24 protein-coding genes and 1 pseudogene are annotated in these 25317 nt (G+C 65.3%); 10 read left to right on the top strand and 15 right to left on the bottom strand.

Translation table 11 applies throughout. The features are described from left to right. The first annotated feature begins 8 nt into the window (after positions 1-8). A complete protein-coding gene (locus AC1VNY_RS10215) occupies positions 9-614 on the top strand; it encodes a gamma-glutamylcyclotransferase (protein ID WP_482405044.1) in 606 nt (201 codons plus the stop codon). Positions 615-701: 87 nt separating this feature from the next. After that, a complete protein-coding gene (locus tag AC1VNY_RS10210; protein ID WP_482405043.1) occupies positions 702-2498 on the top strand; it encodes a caspase family protein in 1797 nt (598 codons plus the stop codon). A 147-nt stretch (positions 2499-2645) separates the two neighbouring features. Here the strand turns inward: AC1VNY_RS10210 and AC1VNY_RS10205 are convergent, their stop codons facing one another. Then, positions 2646-2771 (bottom strand): hypothetical protein, encoded by a 126-nt coding sequence (locus tag AC1VNY_RS10205; RefSeq protein ID WP_482405042.1) that lies wholly within the window; start codon positions 2769-2771, stop codon positions 2646-2648. A 141-nt stretch (positions 2772-2912) separates the two neighbouring features. Then, on the bottom strand, positions 2913-3035 hold the full coding sequence (locus AC1VNY_RS10200) for a hypothetical protein (RefSeq protein ID WP_482405041.1): 123 nt from the start codon (positions 3033-3035) through the stop codon (positions 2913-2915). Positions 3036-3295: 260 nt separating this feature from the next. On the opposite strand from AC1VNY_RS10200, the gene AC1VNY_RS10195 reads away from it, so the two are divergent. The 4 genes and pseudogenes from AC1VNY_RS10195 to AC1VNY_RS10180 all read left to right on the top strand — a co-directional run bounded on the left by AC1VNY_RS10195 (position 3296) and on the right by AC1VNY_RS10180 (position 10095). Then, positions 3296-6595 carry an efflux RND transporter permease subunit gene (locus AC1VNY_RS10195; RefSeq protein WP_482405040.1) on the top strand — a complete coding sequence of 1100 codons (3300 nt, stop codon included), beginning with the start codon at positions 3296-3298 and terminating at the stop codon, positions 6593-6595. Between the two features lie 58 nt (positions 6596-6653). Continuing rightward, positions 6654-7124: a peroxiredoxin family protein gene (locus tag AC1VNY_RS10190; RefSeq protein WP_028340390.1), complete on the top strand. Its 471-nt coding sequence runs from the start codon at positions 6654-6656 to the stop codon at positions 7122-7124. A 107-nt stretch (positions 7125-7231) separates the two neighbouring features. Next, positions 7232-8711, top strand: a pseudogene (locus AC1VNY_RS10185) (aldehyde dehydrogenase). A gap of 160 nt (positions 8712-8871) precedes the next feature. After that, positions 8872-10095 carry an ABC transporter substrate-binding protein gene (locus tag AC1VNY_RS10180; protein WP_482405039.1) on the top strand — a complete coding sequence of 408 codons (1224 nt, stop codon included), beginning with the start codon at positions 8872-8874 and terminating at the stop codon, positions 10093-10095. A 42-nt stretch (positions 10096-10137) separates the two neighbouring features. Here AC1VNY_RS10180 and AC1VNY_RS10175 read toward each other — a convergent pair whose 3' ends face one another. The 4 genes from AC1VNY_RS10175 to ftsE all read right to left on the bottom strand — a co-directional run bounded on the left by AC1VNY_RS10175 (position 10138) and on the right by ftsE (position 13414). Continuing rightward, positions 10138-10899, bottom strand: coding sequence for a lysophospholipid acyltransferase family protein (locus AC1VNY_RS10175; protein ID WP_482405038.1), 762 nt, complete (start codon positions 10897-10899; stop codon positions 10138-10140). A gap of 13 nt (positions 10900-10912) precedes the next feature. After that, a complete protein-coding gene (locus AC1VNY_RS10170; protein WP_028340386.1) occupies positions 10913-11626 on the bottom strand; it encodes a YdcF family protein in 714 nt (237 codons plus the stop codon). Positions 11627-11790: 164 nt separating this feature from the next. Further along, entirely contained in the window at positions 11791-12762 is a 972-nt protein-coding gene (locus tag AC1VNY_RS10165) for a cell division protein FtsX (protein ID WP_482405037.1), read from the bottom strand. Further along, a complete protein-coding gene (ftsE, locus tag AC1VNY_RS10160; protein WP_016845305.1) occupies positions 12755-13414 on the bottom strand; it encodes a cell division ATP-binding protein FtsE in 660 nt (219 codons plus the stop codon). The genes AC1VNY_RS10165 and ftsE overlap by 8 nt, the downstream gene beginning before the upstream one ends. Positions 13415-13595: 181 nt before the next feature. Here ftsE and AC1VNY_RS10155 point away from each other — a divergent pair, with 181 nt between their 5' ends. Then, positions 13596-14462: an MJ0042-type zinc finger domain-containing protein gene (locus tag AC1VNY_RS10155; RefSeq protein ID WP_482405036.1), complete on the top strand. Its 867-nt coding sequence runs from the start codon at positions 13596-13598 to the stop codon at positions 14460-14462. Positions 14463-14499: 37 nt separating this feature from the next. Next, positions 14500-14877: a response regulator gene (locus AC1VNY_RS10150; RefSeq protein ID WP_028340383.1), complete on the top strand. Its 378-nt coding sequence runs from the start codon at positions 14500-14502 to the stop codon at positions 14875-14877. Between the two features lie 149 nt (positions 14878-15026). Here AC1VNY_RS10150 and AC1VNY_RS10145 read toward each other — a convergent pair whose 3' ends face one another. The 7 genes from AC1VNY_RS10145 to AC1VNY_RS10115 all read right to left on the bottom strand — a co-directional run bounded on the left by AC1VNY_RS10145 (position 15027) and on the right by AC1VNY_RS10115 (position 21931). Then, the gene (locus AC1VNY_RS10145) at positions 15027-15821 is read right to left on the bottom strand and encodes a potassium channel family protein (RefSeq protein ID WP_482405035.1); all 795 of its coding nucleotides are present in this window, start codon (positions 15819-15821) and stop codon (positions 15027-15029) included. Positions 15822-15865: 44 nt separating this feature from the next. Next, complete coding sequence (locus AC1VNY_RS10140; protein WP_283067731.1) at positions 15866-16123, bottom strand: GlsB/YeaQ/YmgE family stress response membrane protein; 258 nt, start codon at positions 16121-16123, stop codon at positions 15866-15868. 24 nt (positions 16124-16147) lie between these two features. Then, positions 16148-16612 carry a YidB family protein gene (locus AC1VNY_RS10135; RefSeq protein ID WP_482405034.1) on the bottom strand — a complete coding sequence of 155 codons (465 nt, stop codon included), beginning with the start codon at positions 16610-16612 and terminating at the stop codon, positions 16148-16150. A gap of 174 nt (positions 16613-16786) precedes the next feature. Then, positions 16787-17164 carry a TadE/TadG family type IV pilus assembly protein gene (locus AC1VNY_RS10130; protein WP_244980929.1) on the bottom strand — a complete coding sequence of 126 codons (378 nt, stop codon included), beginning with the start codon at positions 17162-17164 and terminating at the stop codon, positions 16787-16789. Next, a complete protein-coding gene (locus tag AC1VNY_RS10125) occupies positions 17161-17601 on the bottom strand; it encodes a TadE/TadG family type IV pilus assembly protein (RefSeq protein WP_482405033.1) in 441 nt (146 codons plus the stop codon). Before AC1VNY_RS10125 ends, AC1VNY_RS10130 begins: the two co-directional genes overlap by 4 nt. 74 nt (positions 17602-17675) lie before the next feature. Continuing rightward, on the bottom strand, positions 17676-19013 hold the full coding sequence (locus AC1VNY_RS10120; RefSeq protein ID WP_482405032.1) for a TadE/TadG family type IV pilus assembly protein: 1338 nt from the start codon (positions 19011-19013) through the stop codon (positions 17676-17678). Between the two features lie 299 nt (positions 19014-19312). Further along, the gene (locus tag AC1VNY_RS10115) at positions 19313-21931 is read right to left on the bottom strand and encodes a TIGR02302 family protein (RefSeq protein ID WP_482405031.1); all 2619 of its coding nucleotides are present in this window, start codon (positions 21929-21931) and stop codon (positions 19313-19315) included. A 172-nt stretch (positions 21932-22103) separates the two neighbouring features. Here AC1VNY_RS10115 and AC1VNY_RS10110 point away from each other — a divergent pair, with 172 nt between their 5' ends. Together AC1VNY_RS10110 and AC1VNY_RS10105 are read left to right on the top strand one after the other, a co-directional pair. Beyond that, complete coding sequence (locus AC1VNY_RS10110) at positions 22104-22484, top strand: carboxymuconolactone decarboxylase family protein (RefSeq protein ID WP_050629459.1); 381 nt, start codon at positions 22104-22106, stop codon at positions 22482-22484. 97 nt (positions 22485-22581) lie between these two features. Continuing rightward, positions 22582-23493, top strand: coding sequence for an NAD(P)-dependent oxidoreductase (locus AC1VNY_RS10105; protein ID WP_482405030.1), 912 nt, complete (start codon positions 22582-22584; stop codon positions 23491-23493). Between the two features lie 179 nt (positions 23494-23672). On the opposite strand, the gene lysA is transcribed toward AC1VNY_RS10105, so the two are convergent. Together lysA and lptM are read right to left on the bottom strand one after the other, a co-directional pair. Further along, complete coding sequence (gene lysA / locus AC1VNY_RS10100; RefSeq protein WP_482405029.1) at positions 23673-24938, bottom strand: diaminopimelate decarboxylase; 1266 nt, start codon at positions 24936-24938, stop codon at positions 23673-23675. 99 nt (positions 24939-25037) lie between these two features. Beyond that, positions 25038-25307 carry an LPS translocon maturation chaperone LptM gene (gene lptM, locus AC1VNY_RS10095; RefSeq protein WP_028340375.1) on the bottom strand — a complete coding sequence of 90 codons (270 nt, stop codon included), beginning with the start codon at positions 25305-25307 and terminating at the stop codon, positions 25038-25040. Positions 25308-25317: the final 10 nt, after the last annotated feature.

Genomic DNA, 25317 nt, shown 5'->3' with positions numbered 1-25317 from the left:
TCAGCGCGATGTCAGCAAATCCTCCCCATTCCGAAACCGACGGCGACCTCTGGGTGTTCGGCTATGGCTCGCTGATGTGGAAGCCGGGCTTCGAGTTCCTGGAACAGGTGCCGGCGCGGCTGATCGGCGAGCATCGCGCGCTCTGCGTCTATTCGTTCGACCACCGCGGCACGCCGGAGAAGCCGGGCTTGGTGCTCGGGCTCGACCGCGGCGGCGCCTGCCGCGGCATCGCGTTCCGCGTCGCCGCCCGCCTGCGCCACGACACTATCACCTATTTGCGCGGACGCGAGCAGACCACCAACGTCTATCGCGAGGTGATGCGCTCGGTGTGGCTGGAGAATGCCGCGCGCGAGCGCGTCTCTGCGCTGGCCTATGTGGTCGATCGCGGCCATGTGCAATATGCCGGGCGGCTGTCGCTCGCCGAGCAGCAGCGCCTGGTGCTGCAGGGCCATGGCCGCTCCGGCAACAACCGCGACTATGTGCTCTCGACCGTGGCCTCGATCGAGAGGCAGGGCTTTCGCGACACGCAGCTGCACCAGCTGGCGGCGATGCTGCACGATGCGGGCACGCTGCATCGTGATGCGCGCGCGACTGACAGGCTCGATCCGGGCTGAGGCGCGGAACCTCGCTCGCGCATTTTTCGCCACGGCGCGAACAACATTCTGGTCTCAATTTCCGGTCGTTGGAATGGAATGACCGGAATGCGCCTCTCATTGCCCAAGCTCGCCGCAATCGGCCTGCTGTTGCTGCTGAATTCCCCATCTTATGCAGGTCTCAGAGAGGATGGCGCGGCGTGCGACGCCGGGGATCCGCACCCCGAGCTCGCGATCCCCGCCTGCACCCGCCTGATCGCGGCCAATCCCAGGGGACGCGACCTTTCGATCACCTATTACAACCGCGCGCTCGCCTGGCATAACAAGGGCGATCTGGAGAAAGCCAAGGCGGACTACGATCAGTCGATTGCGATCAATCCGTCGTTCGCGCCGTCCTATGGCCAGCGGGCCAAGGTTTTCCTGCAGAACCAGGACTATGACCGCGCGCTGAGCGACTTCGATCAGGCGATCCGGCTGAAGCCTGCCGGCCCGTTCAGCGCCGGCTGGTTCAACAATCGCGCCGAGCTGTTCGTCGCCACCGGGGACTACGATCGCGCGCTCGCCGACTACGGCAGATCCATCGAGCTCGATCCGAGCTCGTGGTACGCCTATGTCAATCGCGCATTGGTCTACGATTTCCGCGGCAAGGACCGGCTCGCGGCGCTGCATTGCCAGGATGCGATCAAGGTCGCGCCGCGCGCGGGCGGCCCCTATTATTGCCGGGCGGTGGTCGAGATCAGCGCCGGCGACATCGACAATGCGTCGCGGGATATCGAACGTGCGATCGCCATCCAGGACGGGCAATCCGAGTTCTACTCGCTGCGCGGCCTGACGCTGGCCAGCAAAGGCGAGCTCGATCAGGCCGTGCGCGACTACGACCGCGCCACGCAACTCGATGCGCAGGGCGCGCTGAATTACGCGCGCCGAGGCCTCGCAGGCGAGAAGAAGGGCGATATCGAGGGTGCGCGCGCCGACTTCCGCCACGCGCTCGAGGTCATCGGCCTCGATCAGCTCGACCGGACGCAGGGCCAGCGCGTCGCCAGGGAAGGCCTGCAACGGCTGGACAAGGTCGCCGCCACGGACAAGAGCGTGATCGCGGATCACGGTGCGGCGAAGGCAACCCCCGCATTTGCCGCGGCGGTGCCGATCGCGCCGATCGGCGCGGGTCAGAAGGCAGCAAATTCGGAGCGGCGCGTCGCCCTGGTCGTGGGCAATTCCAGATATCGCTCCGTACCGGTGCTGCCGAACCCCGGCCAGGACGCGGCGGCGATTGCCGATACGCTGCGCGCCGTCGGCTTTCAGGATGTCCGCCTCGTCAACGATGCCACGCGGGACAGCCTGGTCGAGGCGCTGAAGTCATTCGCCAACGCGGCCGATGGCGCGGACTGGGCGGTGATCTACTATGCCGGGCACGGCATGGAGATGGCCGGCGAGAACTATCTGGTGCCGGTCGATGCGAAACTCGCCACCGACCGCGACGTGCCGTTCGAGGCGGTAGCCCTGACCCAGGTGCTGGGCGCGACCGAAGGTGCACGCAAGCTGCATCTCGTCATTCTCGATGCCTGTCGCGACAATCCCTTCGCCAACCAGATCAAGCGCACCGTCGCATCGCGCTCCATCGGCAGGGGACTGGCCCAGGTCGAGCCCGACAGCGGCACGCTGGTCGTCTACGCCGCCAAGCACGGCCAGGTCGCGCTCGACGGCGACGGTGGTCACAGCCCGTTCGTGACCGCCCTGATCAAGCGCATGCAGACGCCGCGGATCGAGATCCGCAAGCTGTTCGACCTCGTGCGCGACGACGTCATGGCGGCGACGGATCGCCGGCAGCAGCCCTTCAGCTATGGTTCGGTGCCGGGAAGCGAGGATTTCTACTTCGTCGGCGCGAGCCAGAATGCGGCAAAGTAACCCGCATGCGGCGCCCACGGCCCGGCGCGCCCATCTGCCCAGCAGCGCAAACGCGTCGTCGACGCAGGCCGCAAGGCTGCGATGCGCCGTGTCGACGATGAGCCGATCGCGATCCCAGGCATCGTAAGCGCGGCGCGCGACGGCATCTCAATCCGGCACAGCGAGCCCCGCGATGTCGCTCGTTCTCGTCTCGACCCGCCGACGGTGCTCGGCCGGATCGCTGCACACGATCTCCAGCCATTTCACATCGGCGCCGGCCCGTTGCGCCGCCAACTCCCATCCTTCGCGCGACGCCTGGCAATCGTTGACGCAGTCCGCGAGGACGTCGAAGCCGAGCGCGAGATTGTCGGTGGCGACGGCCTGCGCCGCGCGGTAGGTCCAGTCGGCGAGATCGCGCGGCGCGGAGGGCGATTCTCAGATCGCCTGGTCCATCGAATCGATCCGCAGCCACATCGCGCCGATGCGCGGCGCCAGCTGCCGCGCAATGCCGGATTTGCCGGTGCCGGGCAGCCCGGCCAGTGCGATCAGTCGTGCCATTGCACCCTCGCCCCCTTGCGATCATCAGGGGCGAAACCTAGCTCAGTTCCACCCGCGTTCCCACGCGTCGTGACGCGCACCGCACCGGATTCGAGCGCATTGATCGAGAACTACACGATCGAGACTACGGCCGCCGTCGGGCGCTGTGTTGCGGTCAGACACATCGCGGCGGCGGTATGGCGCCGCCCTGTGACATTTAGGCTTTTGCATCCCGGCGCGGACGGATAGAAGCTCATCCGCAAACAGCGCTCGCAAATTCGATGAACCTCTCCGCCCCCTTTGTCCGACGGCCGGTCGGCACCACGCTGCTGTCGCTTGGCCTCGTGGTGGCGGGCATCATTGCGTTCTTCAAGCTGCCGGTGTCGCCGTTGCCCGACGTCGACATCCCGACCATCATGGTGCAGGCGACGCTGCCCGGCGCAAGCCCTGCCGACGTCGCCTCCACCGTGGCGAGCCCGCTCGAGCGTCATCTCGGCCAGATCGCCAGCGTCACCGAAATGACCTCGGTGTCCTCGCTCGGCTCCGCCCGCATCACGCTGCAGTTCGACATCGACCGCGACATCAACGGCGCCGCGCGCGACGTGCAGGCGGCGATCAACGCGGCGCGCGCCGATCTGCCGACCAACCTGCGCGCCAACCCCACCTACCGCAAGTTCAACCCGGCCTCCGCCCCGATCCTGATCTACACCTTGACCTCGGACACGCTGACGCCGGCCGAGCTGTATGACGCCGCCTCGACCGTGCTGGCGCAGAAGCTGTCGCAGGTCGAGGGCGTCGGCGAAGTCTCGGTCGGTGGCGGCTCGCTGCCCGCGGTGCGCGTCGAGCTGATCCCGCCGGCGCTCTACAAATACGGCATCGGACTCGAGGACGTCCGTGCCGCGCTCTCGAGCGCCAATGCGCACAGCCCGAAGGGCGGCATCGACGTCGGCAACCAGCGCTACCAGATCTACGCCAACGACCAGGCCCGCAAGGCGGCCGACTACAGGCCGCTGGTCGTCGCCTACCGCAACGGCGCGGCGGTGCGCCTGACCGACGTCGGCGACGTGATCGATTCCGTCGAGAATGTGCGCACGCTCGGCCTTTCCAACGGCAAGCCGGCCGTCGTGATGATCGTGTACCGGCAGCCGGGCGCCAACATCATCAAGATGGTCGACAGCGTCAAAGGGCTGATGCCGCAGCTGAAGGCCTCGGTCGCGCCCGCGGTCGACATCACCCTCGCAATGGACCGCTCGAAGACGATCCGCGCCTCGCTGCACGACGTCGAGATCACGCTGTTGATCGCGGTGGCCCTGGTGATCCTGGTGGTGTTCGCCTTCCTCCGCAATGCGCGGGCGACGCTGGTCCCGGTGGTGGCGGTCGGCGTGTCGCTGATCGCGACCTTCGCCGTGATGTATTTGCTTGGCTACACGCTCGACATCTTCTCGCTGATGGCGCTGACGGTGGCGACCGGCTTCGTGGTCGACGACGCCATCGTGGTGCTGGAGAACATCACTCGCCACATGGATGCCGGGCTGTCGCGGCTCGAGGCCACGCTGGTCGGCACCCGCGAGGTCGGCTTCACCGTGCTGTCGATGAGCGTGTCGCTGATCGCGGTGTTCGTGCCAATCCTGCTGATGGGCGGCCTGGTCGGGCGCCTGTTCCGCGAATTCGCCATGACCATCACGATCGCGATCGTGATCTCGCTGGTGGTCTCGCTGACCACGACGCCGATGATGTGCGCGGTGCTGCTGCGCAAGGAGGAGGGCCAGCCGCACGGCCGGATTTACCGGATCAGCGAGCGCATCTTCGAGCTGATGCTGAACGGCTACCGCGCGACGCTCGGCCTCGCGCTGCGCCATCCGCTCCTGGTGATGCTGATCCTCGGCTCGACGCTCTATTTGAACTTCCATCTCTACAAGGTGGTGCCCAAGGGCTTCGTGCCGCAGCAGGACACCGGATTGCTGATCGGCTCGATCCAGGCCGACCAGAGCACCTCGTTCCAGCTGATGCAGCAGAAGCTGACCCAGTTCATCGACATCGTGAAGTCGGATCCGGCGGTCGACACCGCGGTCGGCTTCACCGGTGGCGGCGGCGTGGGTCCCGGCGGCACCAACACCGGCACCGTGTTCGCCTCGCTGAAGCCGATGGCTGAGCGCCGGCTGCGCGCCGACAAGGTGATCGAGCGGCTGCGCGAGCCGTTGGCAAGCGTCGCGGGCGCCACTCTGTTCCTGCAATCGATCGGCGACCTCGGCGCCGGCGGGCGCTCGGGCAACGCGGCATATCAGTACACGCTGAAGGGCTCGACCTTCGAGGAGCTGAACGAGTGGACGCCAAAGCTCGTCGCGGCATTGCAGAAGGAGCCGACGCTTGCCGACGTCAACAGCGACCAGCAGAACAAGGCGCTGCAGGCCAATCTGATCATCGATCGCGACGCCGCCTCCCGGCTCGGCATCACGGTCAGCCAGCTCGACAACACCCTCTATGACGCGTTCGGGCAGCGCCAGGTCTCGACCATCTTCGTCGCGCGCAACCAGTATCACGTGATCATGGAGGTCGCGCCGCGCTTCTCGCAGGACCCGCAGACCCTGAAGGAGGTCTACATCTCGACCTCGGGCGGCTCGGCGAGCGGCACGCAGAGCACCAACGCGGTGGCCGGCACGGTGGCCTCGTCCTCGCAGAAAAGCTCGGTCAGCGCGGTCGCCGCCAATGTGGTGCGCAACCAGGCCACCAACTCGATCGGCGCCACCGGCAAGGGCGTCGCATCGACCGGAACCGCGGTCTCCACCAGCGCGGAGACCATGATCCCGCTGTCGAGCGTCGCCCGCTTCGAGCACGGCGAGACGCCGCTCTCGGTCAACCACCAGGATCTCCTGGTCTCCAGCACCATCTCGTTCAACCTGCCGCCGGGCGTCTCGCTGAGCACGGCGACCACCACGATCGAGAACGCGATGCACGCGCTCGGCATGCCCGCGGGCATTTCCGGCGGGTTTGCGGGCTCCGCGAAAATCTTCCAGCAGGCGCTGGCGAACGAGCTGTTCCTGATCCTCGCCGCGCTGGCGACGATCTACATCTCGCTCGGCATGCTCTACGAGAGCTACATCCACCCGCTGACCATCCTCTCGACGCTGCCCTCGGCCGGCGTCGGCGCGGTGGCGGCCCTGATGCTGTCGCACACCGATTTCGACATCATCGGCATGATCGGGGTGATCCTCCTGGTCGGCATCGTGAAGAAGAACGCCATCATGATGATCGACTTCGCGCTCGATGCCGAACGCCAGCGCGGGCTGTCGTCGCGCGATGCGATCTACGAAGCCTGCCTGATGCGGTTCCGCCCGATCATGATGACGACCCTCGCCGCCTTGTTCGGCGCGGTGCCGCTGATGATCGGTCTCGGCGAAGGCAGCGAGCTGCGTCAGCCGCTTGGCATCGCGATCTTCGGCGGGCTGATCCTGAGCCAGATCCTGACGCTCTACACGACGCCGGTGGTCTATCTCTATCTCGACCGCGCGAGACTCTGGACCCAGCGCCGCCGCGCCGCGCGCCGCGCGCGGCGGGCCGCAGCATCAAGCGCCGGTCGTTGACAGACCCGCGCCGATCTTGCCACCCTGCCGCGCGGTGGCAGACGCAAGGAACCCAGCTGTGACTCTCGCACCTGATATCGCCGCGTCGCGCTGGTTCAACACCAGCGAACCCCTGACCCTGGCCGCGCTGCGCGGCCGCCCGGTCCTGCTGCACGCGTTCCAGATGCTGTGCCCCGGCTGCGTCGCGCACGGCACGCCGCAGACTCAGCGCGCGTTCGAGCTGTTCAAGCATTCGGACCTGCAGGTGATCGGGCTGCACACCGTATTTGAGCACCACGCGGCGATGACGGAGGTGTCGCTGGAAGCCTTCATCCACGAGTACCGGCTGACCTTCCCGATCGGCGTCGACGAGGCCGGCGAAGGCACGCCGATCCCGGTCACCATGCAGCGCTACGGCATGCAGGGAACGCCGACCAGCATTCTGATCGGCCGCGACGGCAACATCGTGCATCATGGCTTCGGACAGCAGAGCGACATGGCGCTCGGCGCGATCATCGCCGCCGAGCTTGCCGCGCCGCATGGCCGATAGCGGCCCGCCCCGGGTGCAACCCGGCTCACGCGACTGCGTTATGACGGCGTCGCGTATTGCGTGATAGCGTTCCGCCAACCAGAACCATCGCCTTGCGGGAGGATGTCATGAAAACCTATCAGCTCTACATCAACGGCCAGCATGTCGACCCCGCCAATGGCGAATGGTTCGACAGCATCGATCCCTATCGCGGCGAGGCCTGGGCGAAGATTCCGCGCGGCACCGCCGCCGACGCCGACAAGGCGGTGAAGGCCGCCAATGAGGCGATGTGGCGCGGCCCCTGGGCGAAGATGACGGCCTCGGCACGCGGCAAGGCGATGCGCAAGCTCGGCGACCTCGTCGCGGCCAATGCCGAGCGTCTTGCCGAAATCGAGGTGCGCGACAACGGCAAGCTGATGGCCGAGATGCTCGGCCAGCTGCGCTACCATCCGGAATGGTGGTGGTATTTCGGCGGGCTCGTCGACAAGCTCGAGGGCGGCCTGGTGCCGATCGACAAGGCGGACACCTTCGCCTACACGACCCATGAGCCGGTCGGCGTGGTCGCGGCACTGACCGCCTGGAATTCGCCGCTGCTGTTCGTCGCCTGGAAATGCGCCGCCGCGCTCGCCGCCGGCTGCGCTGTGGTCGTCAAGCCGTCGGAATTCACCTCGGCCAGCACGCTGGAATTTGCCGCGCTGACCAAGGAGGCCGGAATTCCCGACGGCATCTTCAACGTGGTGACCGGCTTCGGTCCCGAGGCGGGCTCCGCGCTGATCGCCCATCCCGGCGTCGCCAAGATCACGTTCACCGGATCGGACACGACCGGCGCAAAGGTCTACGAGACCGCGGCCAAGAGCCTGAAGCGCGTCTCGCTCGAGCTCGGCGGCAAGTCGCCCAACATCGTGTTCGAGGACGCCGACCTCACCGCCGCCGCGGCCGGCGCGATCTCCGGCATTTTCGCCGCCACGGGGCAGACCTGCATCGCGGGGTCGCGCCTTCTGGTGCAGAGCTCGATCAAGGAGAAATTCGTCGCGCGGGTGCTGGAGCTGGCGAAGTCCGCCAAGATCGGCGATCCCATGCAGTCAGACACCAATGTCGGCCCGATCACGACGCCGGCGCAATACAACAAAGTGCTCGACTATATCGACATCGCGAAAGCCGAGGGCGCGCTGCCTGCTCGGCGGCAAGCCGGCCACCGGCGACGGCATCAAGGGCGGCCAGTTCGTCGAGCCGACCATCTTCACCGATGTCGACAACACCATGCGGATCGCGCGCGAGGAGGTGTTCGGCCCGGTGCTGTCGATCATCTCCTTCGACACCGAGGAAGACGCCATCCGGATCGCCAACGACACGATCTACGGCCTTGCCGCAGGGATCTGGACCAAGGATCTCGCGCGCGCCATCCGCGTGCCGAAGCAACTGCGCGCCGGCACCGTGTGGGTGAACACCTACCGGGCCATCAGTTACATGATGCCGTTCGGCGGCATGAAGCACTCCGGCGTCGGCCGCGAAAGCGGCATCGACGCGGTCCGCGAATATCAGGAGACCAAGAGCGTCTGGATCTCGACCGCGACGGACGTGCCGGCGAACCCGTTCGTGATGCGGTAAGCTTTCTGCACTGACGTCGCTTGCTTCCTCTTTCGGACGGACAGAGGTACGACGGCACCCGCGCGCCAAGCGGCCGCACTTGACGTGCAGCGCGGAGCAGCGATCATGAGTGCCTGCGGCACACACCGAAGAGTGTGGCCGATATTTGGGGAGATTCGCCATGACGCTTCGTTACTCAGGCGCATTGTTCTGCGCGCTCACACTTGCGGCCGCCCAACCGACGTTCGCCGACAAGAAATACGGCCCCGGCGTCACCGACACCGAAGTGAAGATCGGCCAGACCATGCCCTACAGCGGTCCAGCGTCCGCTTATGGCACCCAGGGGCGCATGGAAGAGGCCTATTACGCGATGATCAACGCGAAGGGCGGCGTCAATGGCCGAAAGATCAAGCTGATTTCACTGGACGACGCCTATTCGCCGCCGAAGACCGTGGAGCAGACGCGACGCCTCGTGGAACAGGACGAGGTGCTGGCAATCATCGGCACCATCGGCACGCCGACCAATTCAGCGATCCAGAAGTACCTCAACCAGAAGAAGGTCCCGCAGATCTTCATTTCGACCGGCGCGGCCAAATGGGACGACCCGAAGAACTTCCCGTGGACCACCCAGCTCTATCCGCCCTACCAGATGGAGGGCATGATCTTCGCCAAATACCTGTTGAAGAACAAGCCCGACGCGAAGCTCGGCGTGTTCTCGCAGAACGATGATGCCGGAAAGGATTACGTCAAGGGGCTGAAGGATGGCCTCGGCGACAAGGCGAAGACGATGATCGTCAAGGAGGTGACCTACGAGGTCTCCGATCCCACCGTCGACTCGCAGATCGTCTCCCTGAAAGCATCCGGCGCCGACACGCTGTTCACGATGGCGACGCCCAAGTTCGGCGCGCAGGCGATCCGCAAGGTCTACGAGCTCGGATGGAAACCGCTGAATTACGTGGTCAGCGTCTCCTCATCGATCAAGGGCGTCATGGAGCCGGCCGGCATCGAAGCCTCGAAGGGACTGTTGACCGCGCTGGCGTTCAAGACGCCCACTGATCCGAGCTGGGAGAACGCGGCCGATGTGAAGGAGTTCAAGGATTTCCTGGCGAAGTGGTATCCGCAAGGCGACATCGCCGACGGCAGCAACGTCACCGGCTACATCTCGGCCTATATGACAGTGAAGATCATCGAGATGTGCGGCGACGATCTGACGCGCGAGAACCTGCTGAAGCAGGCGACCAACCTCAACAAGGTCGTCGCGCCACTGCTCCTGCCCGGCATCGCCATCTCGACACGGCCGGACCGCTATGCGCCGTTCACGCAGATGCAGATCGCGACGTTCGACGGGAAGAGCTGGGTGCCGCAAGGCGAGACCTTCAACACCGACGCGGCGGCCGGTCAGTGATGGCGACGCCATTCGCGATGCGGTAACTCACCGCATCGCGGCCTACCCCTTCGCCTTGCTCGGCACACCGCCGAACAATTTCGCCTGCTCGGCGCGGCCGGCCTCGACGATGCGGGTGGTGGCGGTTTCGATCTGGTCGCGCAGGCGGGTCATGAACTCATCGCGCGGCAATCCCGGCGGCAGCGGATCGAGGAATTCGACCACCAGCGTGCCGGGATAGCGCATGAAGGTGCGGCGCGGCCAGAACAGCCCGGAATTGAGCGCGATCGGCAGGCACGGCACGCCGCTCTCGGCATAGATCTGCGCGACGCCGGCCTTGTAGTTCGGCGCCGCACCGGGCGCGGTGCGGGTGCCCTCGGGGAAGATCACAAGCTGGCGGCCGAGCTTCACCTCGGCCGCCGCGCGCTTTAGCGTCTTGATCAGCGAACGCGGACCACCGCCGCGCTCGACCGAGATCATGCCGACCTTCTTGAGGTACCAGCCGAACACCGGGATCATCATCAGCTCGCGCTTCAGGATGAACAGCGGATGCTCGAAGAAGCGCACCAGTGCGAAGGTCTCCCAGAACGACTGGTGCTTCGAGGCGACCACCAGCGGCCCGCTCGGAATCTTATCGACGCCGCGGAACTCGACACTGATGTTGCAGATCACGCGCATCAGGAACAGGCTGGTGTTGGCCCACGCGGCCTCGATCGCCATCAGCGCGCCGCGCGGCAGCAGCAGCGCCGGCAGCGCGATGATGCAAAGCACCACCAGCACCAGATAGAACAGCACGTTGAAGATCAGCGAACGCAGGAAGATCATCTAAGTCCCAGTACTAATTCGCCAGCGCCGTAGCCGGGCGGGGTGGCGGCGTTGCCGGCTGCTCGGCGAGATCGGAGGTCAGGTCGAGGCCGAGATCGGCCAGCCGCACCCGCATCTCCGCGGCGACATATTTGGCGTACTCCGATAGCAAGAGACGGAACGTTCCGCCACTCGTCCACCACGGCTCGTCGCGCCATTTGTCGCCGACCACCGCGAACGGGATCAGTGTGACATCGGGCATCGCATGTGACAGTTCCACGAGCGCCCGCGGCATATGGTAGTTCGAGGTCACCACGATTAGCGACTTGAAGCCGCGCTCGCGCGCCCAGCGCCGCGTCTCCGCCGCATTGCTGCGGGTGTTCACCGCCGAGCGGTCGAGATCGACGCAGCAGCGCATCAGCCCCTGACTGTCCGGAACCGAGCGGGAAATGTCGTGGGCGTCGTTGGTCGGATGCACGCCCGAGATCAGCAGGCGCTTGCCGTAGCCGGCGGCGAGCAGCTCCATCGCATCCGACACCCGCGACGAGCCGCCGGTCAGCACCACGATGCCGTCGGCGTTGTGCGGCGGATCGGTCTCGACGCCGCGCAATTGCGAGAGGAAGCCGACAAAGCCGACCGCCGCGGCGACGAAGGCAAGCGCCAGCGGCGCGACGATGGCGGCGCGCAGCCAGCCGCGCGGGCGCGCGGCAAGGCCATTCGGCGACGTATCGTCGGACTGCAAACTCATGTGATGCGGTTATCCTTCCCCCCGGGGGATTTTAAAGCATGATCCGGAAAAGTGGAAACCGGTTTTCCCCTCCGCCAGGGCCGCGTGCATGCGCGCGAAATCACACCTGGGCGACGAAATGCAATCACGAGGCGGCGCCATGATTTCGAGTTTTCGCGGCGCCGTCAGTCGATGTCGTCGAGCGTGGCGAACAGGGTGCGCCGCGATGCCCACGCGGTGATCGCCGCGATCAGCACCGCCTGCATCGCCAGCACCAGATAGCCCGACGGACGCAGCGAGAACGTGCCGAGCAAGGCCGCGAACTGGTCGCCCACCGGCGTGCCGGAGAACCAGTTGGCGATCGATTCGGAGAAGCCGAACGCCAGCATCGCCGCGCCGCCGCCGATCAGCCCGCCTTGGAGGCCGAGCCGAAGGAAATGCCGCAGGAAGCGGTTGGCGATGAAGCTGTCGCCGGCGCCGACGAAATGCAGCACCTCGACGATCGGGCGGTTGGCGGCCATCGCGCCGCGGGTCGCGAACGACACCGAGATGATGGTTGCAATGATCACGAGGATGAGGATGCCGACGCCGGCGAACATCGTGGCGCCGGTCATCGAGCGCATGCGCTCGATCCAGGCACGGTGATCGTCGACGCTTGCGGTCGGCGCCGCCTGCGTCACCCGCGCGCGCAAGCCGGCGAGATCGAGCGTGGTGCCGGGCTGTACCCGAGCCACGATGACGCGCGGCACCGGCAGTTCGTCGATCGAGAGCCCGCTGCCGAGCCACGGCTCCAGCAGCTTGGCGGATTCCTCCTTGCTGAACGGACGGACCTCGAGAATGCCGGGCTGCGCCCGCATCGCCTCCACCGCGGCCTGCGCATCGCGATCGAGGTCGCGGCCCAGCGAGGGGCGCACCTGGATGGTGATCTCGCTCGACACTTCCGACTGCCATTCGGCGGCCGACGCGCTGACCAGCAGCACGGTGCCTGTCGTCAACGAGGCGAGGAAGGTCATGATCGCGACGACCGCGACCAGCGCACGGCCCGAGATCGAGGCCCGCGGCACGATCGGCGACATGTTGCGCGCGGTGGCCGGGACCTGCGGGCGTTCGCGCCCGAGATCGACCAACGACACTTTCTCGTCGCCGCTCCTATTCATAGATGTGCAGCCGTCCCTGATGCAGCACCAGCCGCCGCGCCTCGTATTGATCCATCAGCGTGATGTCGTGGGTCGCGATGATGACCGCAGTGCCGGATTTGTTGAGCTCGATGAACAGCCGCAGCAGGCGGCGCCCGAGCGTCGGATCGACGCTGCCGGTCGGCTCGTCCGCCAACAGCAGCTGCGGCCGCGAGATCACCGCGCGCGCGATCGCGGCGCGCTGCTTCTCGCCGCCCGACAGGATCGGCGGCAGCGCATCCATGCGCTCGCCGAGGCCGACCCATTTCAAGAGGTCGATCACCTCGCGGCGATAGCTCGATTCCTCGCGGCCCATCACGCGGAACGGCAGCGCGACGTTCTCATAGGTGGTCATGTGATCGAGCAGGCGAAAATCCTGCAGCACGATGCCGATCCGCTTGCGCAGGTCGGCGACCTGGTCCTTGCTCAGCAGCGAGACGTCCTTGCCGAACAGATTGACCAGCCCGCGGGTCGGCCGCAACGACAGGAACAAAAGCCGCAGCAGCGAGGTTTTGCCCGCGCCCGACGGCCCGGTGAGGAACTGGAACGAGTGCGCCGGGATCATGAACGAGAGGTCGCGCAAAATCTCCGGGCCGAGCCCGTAGCGCAGACCGACATTTTCGAACCGAACCAATGCGCTAGCTCCGTTCGAGAGGGCCGATGGCCCAATACCCCACACCGATGGCGAAGACGGCCCGAACTTCGGCCGAGCGTCCGCGAACCGCACAGAAAGCTTGTGCTTCGGTTATGGTTTCCGATTCGTTAACGGTCGCTAAGTAGCATCCGGGCATCCACACGGTGGAGATTCGGCCTCCATGCATATTGTTTGCCCGCATTGTACAACATCCTACGCCATCAATCCGGCCACCCTGGGCGAGGCCGGACGTACCGTCCGTTGTTCCCGCTGCCGAGAGGTCTGGCTGGCCCGGCCGGAGGACGCCATCGGGGCGGCCGCGCCCACTTTGGCCTATCAGTCCGCCGGTTCCGATCTCGCCGCCGAATGGGAGGCCATGGGCCGGGAGGAGGCTGACGGGACCCCGGTGGTCGAGAGCCCCTCGATTTCGGCCGATTTGCCCGCCGAGGGCAGCGACGCCGCCTCGGAATGGCCGACGCTGGCCGAGGCGGATGCCGCCGCCCATGCCGACGCCGGGGACGCCGGAACCAGGGGGCGCTTCCGCCTACCCCGGCTTCCCCGTCTGTTCCGCCTGCCCGCCCTGCCCCGAATTCCGTTCATGCCCGTGGTCGGCGCCCTGCCGACCACCTGCGGCGCCATGGCCGCGCTGGTCATCGCGCTGTTCGTCTGGCGCAACGACGTGGTGCGGCTGCTGCCGCAGACCGCGTTGTTCTACAAGATGGCCGGGCTCGACGTGAATTTGCGCGGGCTCGCCTTCAAGGATCTCAAGATCACCAACGAGACCGTGGACGGCAAACCGGTACTGGTGATCGAGGGCATGATCGTCGGCCAGACCAGGAAGCCGGTCGAATTGCCGCGGCTGCGCTTCTCGGTCCGCGACGCGCAAGGCGCCGAAATCTACGCCTGGAACGCCGTGCTGGAGCAGCCGGTGCTCAATCCCGGTGAGCGAGCCTTCTTCAAGTCGCGCCTCGCCTCGCCGCCGCCCGAAGGCCGCAATATCGACGTACGCTTCTTCAACAAGCGTGATCTCACCGGCAGCCGCGCGTGAGCCGCCGGCCAACTCCATCGGGAACCGACTAATCACCATGACGCGTGTTCTGATCGCCGACGACGAAGACTCGATGCGCTCGCTGGTGGCGCGCGCCATCGCCATGGACGGCCACGAAACCGTGACCGCGCAGGACGGCGCCGAGGCGCTGGAGGTGCTGACGCGCGACGAAGGCGCGTTCGACCTTCTGCTCACCGACATCCAGATGCCCGTGATGGACGGCATCGCGCTGGCGCTGACCGCGGCGCGCGACTTCCCTGCGCTGAAGATCCTGCTGATGACCGGCTTCGCCCATCAGCGCGAGCGCGCTTCCGGTCTCGAGGCGATCGTGCATGACGTGGTGACGAAACCGTTCTCGGTGGCCGATATCCGCACCGCAGTCGCGGACGCGCTGGCGGCGCGGAAGGCCAGCTAGGGCATGTATTGGTCAAAGGCGCGACGTATGCCAGATCCTCAGCAGCGGCGCAGAAGCAGACACTGGCCGAGGTCCGAGATGGGCCAACAACGGACGAAAGACCAAGTCCGCCCTGCACGTGGGTCGACCGTGTACTCGGCGGCATCTGGCTAGCCGGACCCTTCATCAGGAATATTCAATACCGTGCCACATGCCTTGCAATGAACGGCATCGATATCATGGCGTTGCAGGCCGCAGACCGGGCACGAAAACCGCACCTTTGCCGGCGCCAACAAGGCTTTGGCGAGACTCAGAAAAAGCGTCACGCCAAAGATCATTATGACCACGGTAATGAGCCGGCCAGTCGTGCCGGGTAAGGTGATGTCACCGAAACCGGTCGTGGTCAGCGCCGTGACGGTGAAGTAAAGCGCATCGGCGTAATTGGCGATCTGATTGTGGTGAGATTTCTGAGTCTCGTAGACTATTCCGGTCATCACGAAAATGAACACGGCGAGGTTGGCGACGGCAAACACGACTTCCTCGTTTTGCCGGAAGAAGGAGCTGTCAGCACGAAGCCGCGCCACCATCCGGACGTCGCGGAGCAATCTCAATGTTCGAAGTGTGCGCAGGAATCCGCCAGCTTCTCCGGCAAGCGGCGCAAGAAATGAAATTACCACGACGATATCCGTCCATGTCGACAGACGGGTGAATTCCCGCAACGGATGCCGGCTGATAATCAACCGCGCCGAGAAATCCGCAAGGATCAGGACGCCTAACACCAGGTCGAGCGATTCAACAGCCCTGCCCCGAGGAAGGAACGACGTCACGATGACAAACAACACCGTGACGGCATCGAGCACAAGCAAGGCGTATCTGAACCGCACGGCGGCCGAAGATTCGCCCTCGTAGAGCTGACGAAGTGCCCCCTTCAGCAACTCGAATGGGCTGGCAACGAAGTCAAGCAACCCATGCTTATCCGGGATCTGCGGAGCCACCATGGCTGATTAGATCAAGCAGTTCGCTTTCCGGCAAAGAACCCATAGATCGCTAACAGGATGATCGCTCCGACAACGGCGCCAATGAAGCCCGCGCCTTCGCCCGCCTTATACCAGCCGAGCGCCTGTCCGAGATAAGACGCCAGGATCGACCCGACGATACCCAAAATAGTCGTCAACACGAACCCCGAAGGTTCATTGCCTCCGGGCATGATGAACTTCGCAACGACACCCGCCAGAAACCCAACAATGATGGTCCAGATGATGCTCATCTCGCTGCCTCCTGTGCGCGGCGATCAAACGTCCCGGGGAGGCAAGCGACCGTCCGGCGTATATTTATCGACGGCTGTTGGCAGCTCGCGCGAAAGTCGCGCAAGGAGCTCTTCTTGCGACAGTCCGGTCTGCTTCACCAGGATTGCCAGAACATCCTGACCTATCGCTTGCTTGAGCTGAGGAGGTGCTATTTCTTTGTTCGGGCCCGGCCCCACCCATGACTCGGCAGCTTCTCCCTGTCCGTTTTTCGTGAACTGATCGAGCAATTCGCTAAGACCGCCACCAAGAAGGCCCCCGACGCCTCCACCGCCCAGCATACTGCTGAAGACACTCGACAAATCGCCTTGTGCCTGCGCCTGCCCGCCCCCCGTCTTGGACGAAGCACCCGTCGCGTTGTTCAACATTTCCATCAGCTTGTCCCGGTTCTGATAGCCGGCAAGGGCGAGCATTCCAAGGAGCGCAGTCATCGATGGCATTCCGCGGCTCATTTTACCCTCCTGTAATAAATTTCAGCTCATGGAGACTCCAATCGGCGCATATTAAGTTCTGGCAGGATCAATCCGGCGAACTGTGCGGGCCCCTGGAAGGTGCGATGTTGATCTGAATCAATGGCGCAGTCGCGGACGCGCTGGCGGCGCGGAAGGCCAGCCAGGGTTACGAGCTCAACTCGGAAAGCATGCCCGGGCGGTCAGCGTCACCGGGGACAGATTGAGAAATTGTGCAAATTGAAATGCATAACTCGCGCTGACCACGTTGCCGCAGGCTGACGTGGAATAGGTGAATGTCTGCGCCGGAAGTGTGAGGCCGAACGCCTGCTGCGCGGCGTAATTCGTGATGGCGCTGCCGCTTGGACAGAGCGTGCTGTTGACGGTCGCGCAACGCGCCGCCATTTCGGTGCCGTGCTGCAGCCCGAGCTGGGTCCAGAACAGCAGTCCGAATTCGATGATGCCAAATATGAACAGGAAGAACACGGGAGCGGTCAGCGCGAATTCCAGCGCCGAGGCCCCGCGATTGTCCCGCCATAGCGTTGTGAGCTTCACTGCAGCCTCGCAGTGGACTGGGCGCTATAAGTGTATGAGGCCGCCACGATCTGATAATTGATCAGCGTGTAGTAGGTCCCTTGCGCCGAAACCATGGCATATGTTCCGGCCTGCGCGCCGCTGGGGCAGACCGCGCCGCAACTGACGGTGCTGACCCCCGAGCTCGTCGGGCATCCGCAAAACTGGTACGGCTTGGGCGAAGCGTTGATGGCTGTGGAATTCGTGGCGGCTGTCACGGCGCTGGTAACGCCAGTCTCGTCAAAGCCGCGCACGATCGCGTATTGCGCTCCCGCTTGCGCCGCATTCTCGACCTGCATCTTGCGATAGAGCGCGAGCCCTATGTCGGTTACCGAGACGACCATCAGGGACAGCAACGGAATCATGATGCCGAATTCGATGGCCGCGACGCCGCGTCTGTCGTGAACGGCAGCGCTCATGCGCCGTGTCAGAGAGCAAAGCAACCCGCCGTGGCTCGTGGGTAAGGATTTCTGGATTTGCATCGGGGCCAACCTCATTCGATGAGTTGCGCGGTCTGCGAGCCGATCGTCGCGGTGCCGAGCGCCGAACAATTGACCTGAACATTCGACGTGCCAGTGAACGTCAGGGTATCCGCGATGATCTTGGTGCAGGATGTGCTGGTGCCGTTACCACCACTGAAGCTGAGGTTGACCTTCGGCAGGTAGATGGCGCCGCCGAAGTTCTGGGTGCCGCCACCCGTGAGATTAAAGGCAGTCCCGGCCGGCATGTTGCGGTCGCCATACATGACGATGCCCTTCGTGGAGCCCGAGGTCGGCGCGGTCAGATCGATGATCGCGTTGCTGCCGATCGAAGCCGTGCCCCACTTGCTTCCCGAGCCGGTGAAGACCAGGGTGACGCCGCTACCCGTGATGGTGGCGTTCCCCGAGACGCTCAGATTGGCGCCGTCCAGATAATAGATGCCCGGATCGAGATTCAGCGTTGCGCCGGCATTCACGGTGATGCTGCCCGAGTAGCAGCCGGGACTGAGCGAGTTCGTCTTTCCGTTGGAATTGACCGTGATCTTGGCATTCGAACAGCTCGGCTTCGATGGCGGAGAGACGTTCGCATACGGGTCGGCCATCGGCTGCATGTGCGTTTTGACGCCGTTGGTGGCGGTGATGTTGCTCGTGCCGGAGACGTCGCCGACGACGCCGACCTGATTCGCGGAGACGGTCGCGCTGCCGGCGACGTTGAGCGATGGGCTTGCACCCGAGTTGCTGTAAAGGTTGCACTTGATCAGGTTGAGCTGGTTGCCGCCGCTCACGTTGACCGCGGGACTGGCGCTGGCGTTGAGCGCAAGCACGCAGCCCGTCCCGGAATTCGGCAGGGCGACCGCGCGCGCGGTGACCGGCACAGGAGCCGAGCCGAACAAGGCCGACAGCAACCGCTGTTGCGGCTGGCTCACGATGACTTCGATCGCCTGCAGGTTCGACGTATGACTGCCGGTTTTCGGTGGCTGATTGACCGTGACCGTGACGTTGTTCGCCCCGTTCGCGTAACCGTAGTTTGCCGTGACCGCATTGGCTTCGGACAAAAGGTCGGCGCCTGCACTTGCCGCCGTTGCGGCGCTTACCGCGCCGGAGTCGGCAGCACTCTGCATGTTCTTATGCTTGTAGTACCACCATCCCACTTCGGTACCGAGCCCTGCCGTGCCGACCAGGACCGGCATGAGCAGCGCTGAAATAATGACATAGCTGCCCGACTGGTCTCGAACGAAGTGTCGAAACAGGCTGGTCTTCTGTTGGTGCCGGCGAGTAATACGCAATGGCCGGTATGACGATGCAATGAATAAACGGCTGTGCCTCATGTGCTCTCCTGAGACGCTTGCCAATTTTCCGAAGTACGGTGACGCAAGCGACTTAAATGCGCGCCAACGGGAACCCTGCAATTTTAATGAAATTGTGCGAAACCGGCGGACGGCCCGCGGACCCGATCGCACCGATTGGAACGCGAGGTGTGTTGCCCGCGGAAGCCGCCGTCTGCCAGCTTACAGCCGTCGTGCAGATTTCGCGTCATGCCCGCGAAAGCGCGGCATCCAGGTTGCAACGGCCGTTCGATTCAGGCGTCGATGTCTCTCGAATGCCGTCACCGCTTTCGCGGCTGACGACAGTCGAGGTCGAGGCGCAGGCCTCAATAATCCTTCAGCAGCCGCTCGATGTAGTCGAGCTCGATCTGCGGCCGCGACGGATCGGCGAGGCGGCGGCGCAGTTCTTCGAGAATGCGGCGGACGCGCTGCACGTCGATCTCGCCGGGGATCTTCACCGTGTAATCGTCGCCGAATTCGCGGCCGTGCAACGGACGGCCGAGCGGATCGGTCTGGTTGCCGCCGCTCTGCTGGCGGCCGGCGCGGTTGCCGGGGCTGTCGCCCGGCTGGTCGCCATCGCCCTGCTGCATCGCGTCGGCAAGGCTCTGGGCGCCCTTGCGCAGTGCATCCAGCGCGCGGCCCTGCGAATCCACCGCGCCGTCGGCATTGCCCTCGCCGAGCCGCCCGGAGGCGTCGCCCATCGCGGAATCGGCCTGGTCGAGCCCATCATCGCCGTCATCGCCCTGGTCGCCGCCTTGATCGCCCTGCTGCGCCTGGTCGCCCTTCTGACCCTGACCTTTCTGGCCCTTCTGGCCGCGCTGGTCCGGTCCCATGCCGCGCTTGGCGAGCTCTTCCTGCAGCTTCTTCAAGCGGTCGCGCAGCGCCTGCTGGTCCTGCTGCAGGTCGCCCATCGACTGCTCGCCCTGCTTGCCGCGCATGCGGTCGCGGCGGGAATCCTGGCCCTGCTTGAAGGTCTTGTCGCGCAATTGCTGCTGCTTGCGGATCATGTCGCCGAGCTCGTTGAGCGACTGCTGCATGTCGTCGTCGCCCTGATTGGGCTGCGCCATCTGCAGGTTTTCCAGCATCTGCTGCATCTGCTCGAGCAGCTGCCGCGCCGCATCCTTGTCGCCGGAGCGTGACAGCCGCTCCATGCGATCGAGCATGTTCTTGAGATCCTGCTGGCTCAACACCTTGGCATTAGGATCGAGCGGCCGGGCGAGCTGCTGCGGATTGTTGCGGAACTGCTCGACCATCTGGCGCAGGAAATTGTCCAGCGCCGCGCGCAGATTGTCGGTGAGCTTCTTGATCTCCTCGTCGGTCGCGCCGCGCTCCAGCGCCTGCTTGAGCGCGTCCTGCGCCGCACGCAGCGCCTTGTCGACGTCCGAGATGTTGCCGTCTTCGATGGTGACGGCGAGCGACCACAGGCTGGCGACGACCTCGCGCAATTGGTCGTCGGTGCGCGCCGCCTCGAGCTGCCGGCTCACGGTGTGGAGACCAAGGTAATGGCCGGTCTCCGGCATGAACATTTCCGGCGCGATCATCAGCGCCTCGAGCGCGGCGAACACCTGGCCGTTCTGGTTGGCGTCGAGCGCCAGGATACGGCGCTGCTCGATCAGCGCGCGCGCCAACGGCTTGGTGAACAGGCGCTCCGGCAGCCGCATGTTGAACGGCTCGCTTTTGCCCTCATTGCCGGCCTCGTCCTTGGCCGTCAGCGTCAAGGTCACGTCGGCGCCGGCATAGGGATCCTCACTGAGGTCCTTCACGGTCTGGCCGACGCCGTTGCGGGTACGCGCGTTCGGCAGCACCAGCGCGAATTGCGGCGGCTCGAACAGCGGCCGTGGTTGCGCCGCCTTGCCGTCGGCATCCTTCTTGCCGTCGGCCTCCTTCGGCGCATCGGTCGGCCGCGCCGCGAACTGCGCGCGCGCTTCGCTGACGCCGTAATCGTCCTCGAGCCGGTAGGACATCTGCAGCGCGCCGCGCGCCTGCCGCTCAGGATCCTTGGCGAGCGCAATCGACGGCGGGCGGTCCGGCGTCGCGGTGAATTTCCACTGCGGCTGGCCGGCCGGCGCACGGACATGCGCGGTGCCGTCGCCGGTGATCTTGAAATGCCGCTCGTTGGTGCCCTTGGGCGCCTGCCCGTCCGGCGCGACCTCGGTGACGCCGCCACCGACGACAACGTCGATGCTGCCGCCGCTGGAGCGCACCAGGAGCGTGCTGCCGGCCGGGACCGCGAGCGGGGTGGCGTCGGCCGCGCTGGCGTCCTTGTTGGCGTTCGACAGGATGATCGGCGGCTTGCCGGTGTAGTTGGGCGGCGTCACCCAGGCATCGACCCGGACATTGGCCGGCGCCATGATGCCGTTCCAGTCGAATGCGGAAGCGACCCGCAGACCGCGCTCGTCGCCGGCGGCGACATAGCTCGCGACCAGCATCACGATGACCAGCGCGCGCAGCGCCCAGGGGTCGTGCAGCGAGACGCGCGGCCGCGGCAAACCGGCGCGGATGCGCTTGATCGAGGCCAGCGTGCGCTCGCGCTGCGCCTGCCACAGCGCCAGCGCAAACGGGTCCTTGTTGGTGAGCGTGTCGGAGAGCGTGGTCGCCGGACGATGGCGGATGCCGGCGCCGCGGTCGAGCCGGCTCAGGCCCTCCTCGCGGCTCGGCCATCGGAAGCGCACCAGCGGCGACAGCGCCGCGAGCGCGGCAATTGCGAACAAGCCGGCGCCGGCCACGCGTGCGACAAACGGCAGCACCAGCCACAGGCCGGCCCAGGACGCGACCAGGAACAATCCTGCGACCGTCAGGAACCGCGCCAGATGCGGCCAGGCCCGTTCCCACGCAATCGCGAACCTTGCCCGCTGCAGAGCCTCTGTCAGTTTCAGCCGCGCGACCGCATCGCTGTCGCGGACGGCGCGTGAGGGGTCAGAGGGATCGATGTTGGCTCCGCTCAATAAAATCTCCGGGGTAGCCGGCAGGTCAGGCTAGCACGGCGGCGGCCTTGAGGCACCCGTTCCGAGGCGTAACCCACACCGGGAAATACGCATAACACGAAGGCGTGACTGCGGCGGTTCGACCCCGTAACGTCGCGGCCGAACCATCGCATTAACGCATGAGGAACGCGATATGGACCAAAAAACGCACGACAAGGGGCTCGAAATCCGCAAGGCGGTGCTGGGCGAAGCCTATGTCAACAATGCGCTGAAGAATTCGGACAGCTTCAACAAGCCATTCCAGGAACTCGTCACCGAATATTGCTGGGGCGCGGTCTGGGGCCGCGAGGAATTGCCGCGCAAGACCCGCAGCATGCTCAACCTCGCCATGATCTCGATCCTGAACCGGCCGCACGAATTGAAGGCCCACATCAAGGGCGCGCTGACCAACGGCGTGTCCCGCGACGAGATCCGCGAGATCTTCATGCAGGTCTCGATCTATGCCGGCATCCCGGCCGGCGTCGACAGCTTCCGCATCGCGCGCGAGGTGTTCGCCGAACTCGACAAGGCGTGAGGCGCTGCGGCCTCCGCATCGTCGTCCCGGCTAAAGCCGGGACGACATTGAATGAGGGGCGCGCGCTCCGCACATAACGACGTAGAGGAAACGACTCATGGAAATCGGATTCATCGGCCTCGGGAAGATGGGCTTCCCGATGGCACGCCGGCTGATCGAGGCCGGCCACAAGCTCACCGTGTTCGACACCAGCAAGGACGCGCTCGGCAAACTGGTTGCGCTCGGCGCGGTGGCCGCAACCTCGCCCAAGGACATCGCCGACCGCGTCGAGACCGTGATGGCGAGCCTGCCCTCGCTGCAGGCTTCGCTCGAGGTCGCGACCGGCGCGGGCGGCGTGATCGAGGGCACGCGCGTCAAACGCTTCATCGACCTCTCCACCGTCGGCTCGCAGATGGCGGTGAAGATCCACGATCTGCTGGCCAAGAAGAACATCGTGCAGATCGACAGCCCGGTCTCCGGCGGCGTCTCCGGCGCCGAGAAGGGCACGCTGGCGGTGATGGTGTCGGGCCCGCGCGCCGATTTCGAGCTGGTGAAGGGCGCGCTCGACGTCATCGGCAAGGTGTTCTTCATCGGCACCAAGCCGGGCTCCGGCCAGACCATGAAGCTCGCCAACAACTTCCTGTCCGCGACCGCGATGGTCGCGACCTCGGAGGCGGTTGTGATGGGCGTGAAGTCCGGGCTCGATCCGGCCGTGATGATCGACGTCATCAATGCCGGGTCCGGGCTGAACACCGCGAGCCGCGACAAGTTTCCGCGCTCGGTGTTGCCGCGCAGCTTCGACTTCGGCTTCGCCACCGGGCTGATGGTGAAGGACGTGCGGCTTGCGGTCGAGGAAATGCGTTCGCTCGGGCTTTCGATGGAAGTCGCCGAAGCGGTCGGCCGGCTCTGGGAAGTCATCATCCGCGACGAGGGACCGGATTCGGACTTCACCGCCGCGATCAAGCCGATCGAGAAGGCCGCGGGGGTGATCGTCGGCGGCGGCAAGGGCGGCAGTCACGCCGCCAAATAGCGCTCTCGCCGAAATAAACGTTGGGTCCCGGGCAAGCGAAGCGCGACCCGGGACCCATAACCACAGGCATTTGTGGTTAGCTGAGCTGGGGCCCCAGCTCACTAGAACAACCAATAGCGGTGGTTATGGGTCCCTGCTTTCGCAGGGACGACACCGAGAACGAGGCGCGACACCGGCCATCACAGCCACGGCGCGGGCTTGTCCATCGCGATCAGGGCGTCGACGTCGATGCGCGGGCGGACCACGGCGTACTGGTCGTCCTTGACCAGCACTTCGGGCACCAGAGGCCGCGTGTTGTAGGTGCCGGACTGCACCGCGCCGTAGGCGCCGGCAGTCATGATCGCCAGCAGATCGCCGGCCTTCGGCTGCGGCAGCGAGCGGTCGAGCGCGAGGTAATCGCCAGTCTCGCAGACCGGGCCGACCACGTCGGCGATCATGGTCGGGGTGCCGGGCGCAGGCTGGCGCACCGGCAGAATATCGTGATGCGCCTCATACAGCGTCGGCCGGATCAGGTCGTTCATCGCGGCATCGATGATGACGAAGTTCTTGGCATCGCCCGGCTTCACATGGATCACGCGGGTGACGAGGATGCCGGCATTGCCGACGATCATGCGGCCCGGCTCGAACATCAGCGTGCAGCCGAGATTGTGCGTGACGCGCTTGACCATCGCGGCATAGGCGTCCGGCGCCGGCGGCGCGGCGCGATCCATGTAATAGGGAATGCCGAGGCCGCCGCCGAAATCGATATGCGAGATGTCGTGGCCGTCGGCGCGCAGCGTCTGCACGAATTCGGCGAGCAGCCGGAAAGCGACCTCCAGCGGCCCGAGATCGGTGATCTGGCTGCCGATATGCACATCGGTGCCGGTGACCTTGATGCCCGGCAGCTTTGCCGCGCGGGCATAGACCTCGCGGGCGCGGGCGATCGGAATGCCGAACTTGTTCTCGGACTTGCCGGTCGAAATCTTGGCATGGGTGCCGGCATCGACATCGGGATTGACCCGCACCGAGATGCGGGCCGTCTTCTTCATCTCGACCGCGAGACGCGACAGCATCTCGAGCTCCGGCTCGGACTCGATATTGATGCAGAGGATGTCGGTGGCAAGCGCGGCGCGCAACTCGCCCTCGGTCTTGCCGACGCCGGAGAACACAATCTTCGAGGGCGGAATCCCGGCCGCCAGCGCCCGCTTCAATTCGCCGCCGGACACCACGTCGGCGCCGGCGCCGAGCTTGGCCAGGGTGCGCAGCACCGACTGGTTGGAGTTCGCCTTCATGGCGTAGCAGACCAGCGCCTTCTCGCCGGCGAAGGCTTCGGTGAAGACGCGGTAGTGGCGCTCCAGCGTCGCGGTCGAATAGCAATAGAACGGCGTGCCGACGGCCTGCGCCAGCTCAATGAGATTGACCGCCTCGGCATGCAGCACGCCGTCGCGATAGTCGAAATGGTTCATGACACGCTAGATTGTTTGAGCATGATCTCCGCGCAAACGCCTTCCGCGTTTGTCGCGAGGGAAAACCGGTTTCCACTTTTCCGGATCATGCTCCAGATATTAATTGCCGAGCAGCGGATCGAGGATGAAGGGCCGTTTATTGCCTCGCGGCGCGGCCGGCGCGGCATCCGAGCCATAGGTCGGATTGAACACGCTGGGCTGTGCCGCCCGCTCGCTTTCGGTGTCGCTCGGTGCCGCGCCCGGCGCGACGTTCGCGGTCGGCGGCAGGTCGAGCGGTCCCTTGCGGCCGCAGCCGCCGAGCGCCAGCGCTGATACGCCCAGCACAATGATGGCCCATCCCGAGGGGGTCAGGCGGTTCTTGCTAATCACGACGAATTCC

Source organism: Bradyrhizobium ferriligni, assembly GCF_056837965.1.
The sequence above is the reverse complement of the archived record's forward strand: the minus strand, read 5'-3'. Positions and strand labels throughout refer to the sequence as shown.

What these genes read in the sequence shown, in the direction of transcription:
- AC1VNY_RS10165 (WP_482405037.1), bottom strand. Translation starts at nt 12,762, where the DNA reads ATGAATAGGAGCGGCGACGAGAAAGTGTCGTTGGTCGATCTCGGGCGC.
- AC1VNY_RS10150 (WP_028340383.1), top strand. Translation starts at nt 14,500, where the DNA reads ATGACGCGTGTTCTGATCGCCGACGACGAAGACTCGATGCGCTCGCTG.
- AC1VNY_RS10195 (WP_482405040.1), top strand. Translation starts at nt 3,296, where the DNA reads ATGAACCTCTCCGCCCCCTTTGTCCGACGGCCGGTCGGCACCACGCTG.
- AC1VNY_RS10125 (WP_482405033.1), bottom strand. Translation starts at nt 17,601, where the DNA reads ATGAGCGCTGCCGTTCACGACAGACGCGGCGTCGCGGCCATCGAATTC.
- AC1VNY_RS10110 (WP_050629459.1), top strand. Translation starts at nt 22,104, where the DNA reads ATGGACCAAAAAACGCACGACAAGGGGCTCGAAATCCGCAAGGCGGTG.
- AC1VNY_RS10135 (WP_482405034.1), bottom strand. Translation starts at nt 16,612, where the DNA reads ATGAGCCGCGGAATGCCATCGATGACTGCGCTCCTTGGAATGCTCGCC.
- AC1VNY_RS10170 (WP_028340386.1), bottom strand. Translation starts at nt 11,626, where the DNA reads ATGAGTTTGCAGTCCGACGATACGTCGCCGAATGGCCTTGCCGCGCGC.
- AC1VNY_RS10210 (WP_482405043.1), top strand. Translation starts at nt 702, where the DNA reads ATGCGCCTCTCATTGCCCAAGCTCGCCGCAATCGGCCTGCTGTTGCTG.
- AC1VNY_RS10215 (WP_482405044.1), top strand. Translation starts at nt 9, where the DNA reads ATGTCAGCAAATCCTCCCCATTCCGAAACCGACGGCGACCTCTGGGTG.
- lysA (WP_482405029.1), bottom strand. Translation starts at nt 24,938, where the DNA reads ATGAACCATTTCGACTATCGCGACGGCGTGCTGCATGCCGAGGCGGTC.
- AC1VNY_RS10200 (WP_482405041.1), bottom strand. Translation starts at nt 3,035, where the DNA reads ATGGCACGACTGATCGCACTGGCCGGGCTGCCCGGCACCGGCAAATCC.
- AC1VNY_RS10180 (WP_482405039.1), top strand. Translation starts at nt 8,872, where the DNA reads ATGACGCTTCGTTACTCAGGCGCATTGTTCTGCGCGCTCACACTTGCG.
- AC1VNY_RS10105 (WP_482405030.1), top strand. Translation starts at nt 22,582, where the DNA reads ATGGAAATCGGATTCATCGGCCTCGGGAAGATGGGCTTCCCGATGGCA.
- AC1VNY_RS10140 (WP_283067731.1), bottom strand. Translation starts at nt 16,123, where the DNA reads ATGAGCATCATCTGGACCATCATTGTTGGGTTTCTGGCGGGTGTCGTT.
- AC1VNY_RS10155 (WP_482405036.1), top strand. Translation starts at nt 13,596, where the DNA reads ATGCATATTGTTTGCCCGCATTGTACAACATCCTACGCCATCAATCCG.
- AC1VNY_RS10175 (WP_482405038.1), bottom strand. Translation starts at nt 10,899, where the DNA reads ATGATCTTCCTGCGTTCGCTGATCTTCAACGTGCTGTTCTATCTGGTG.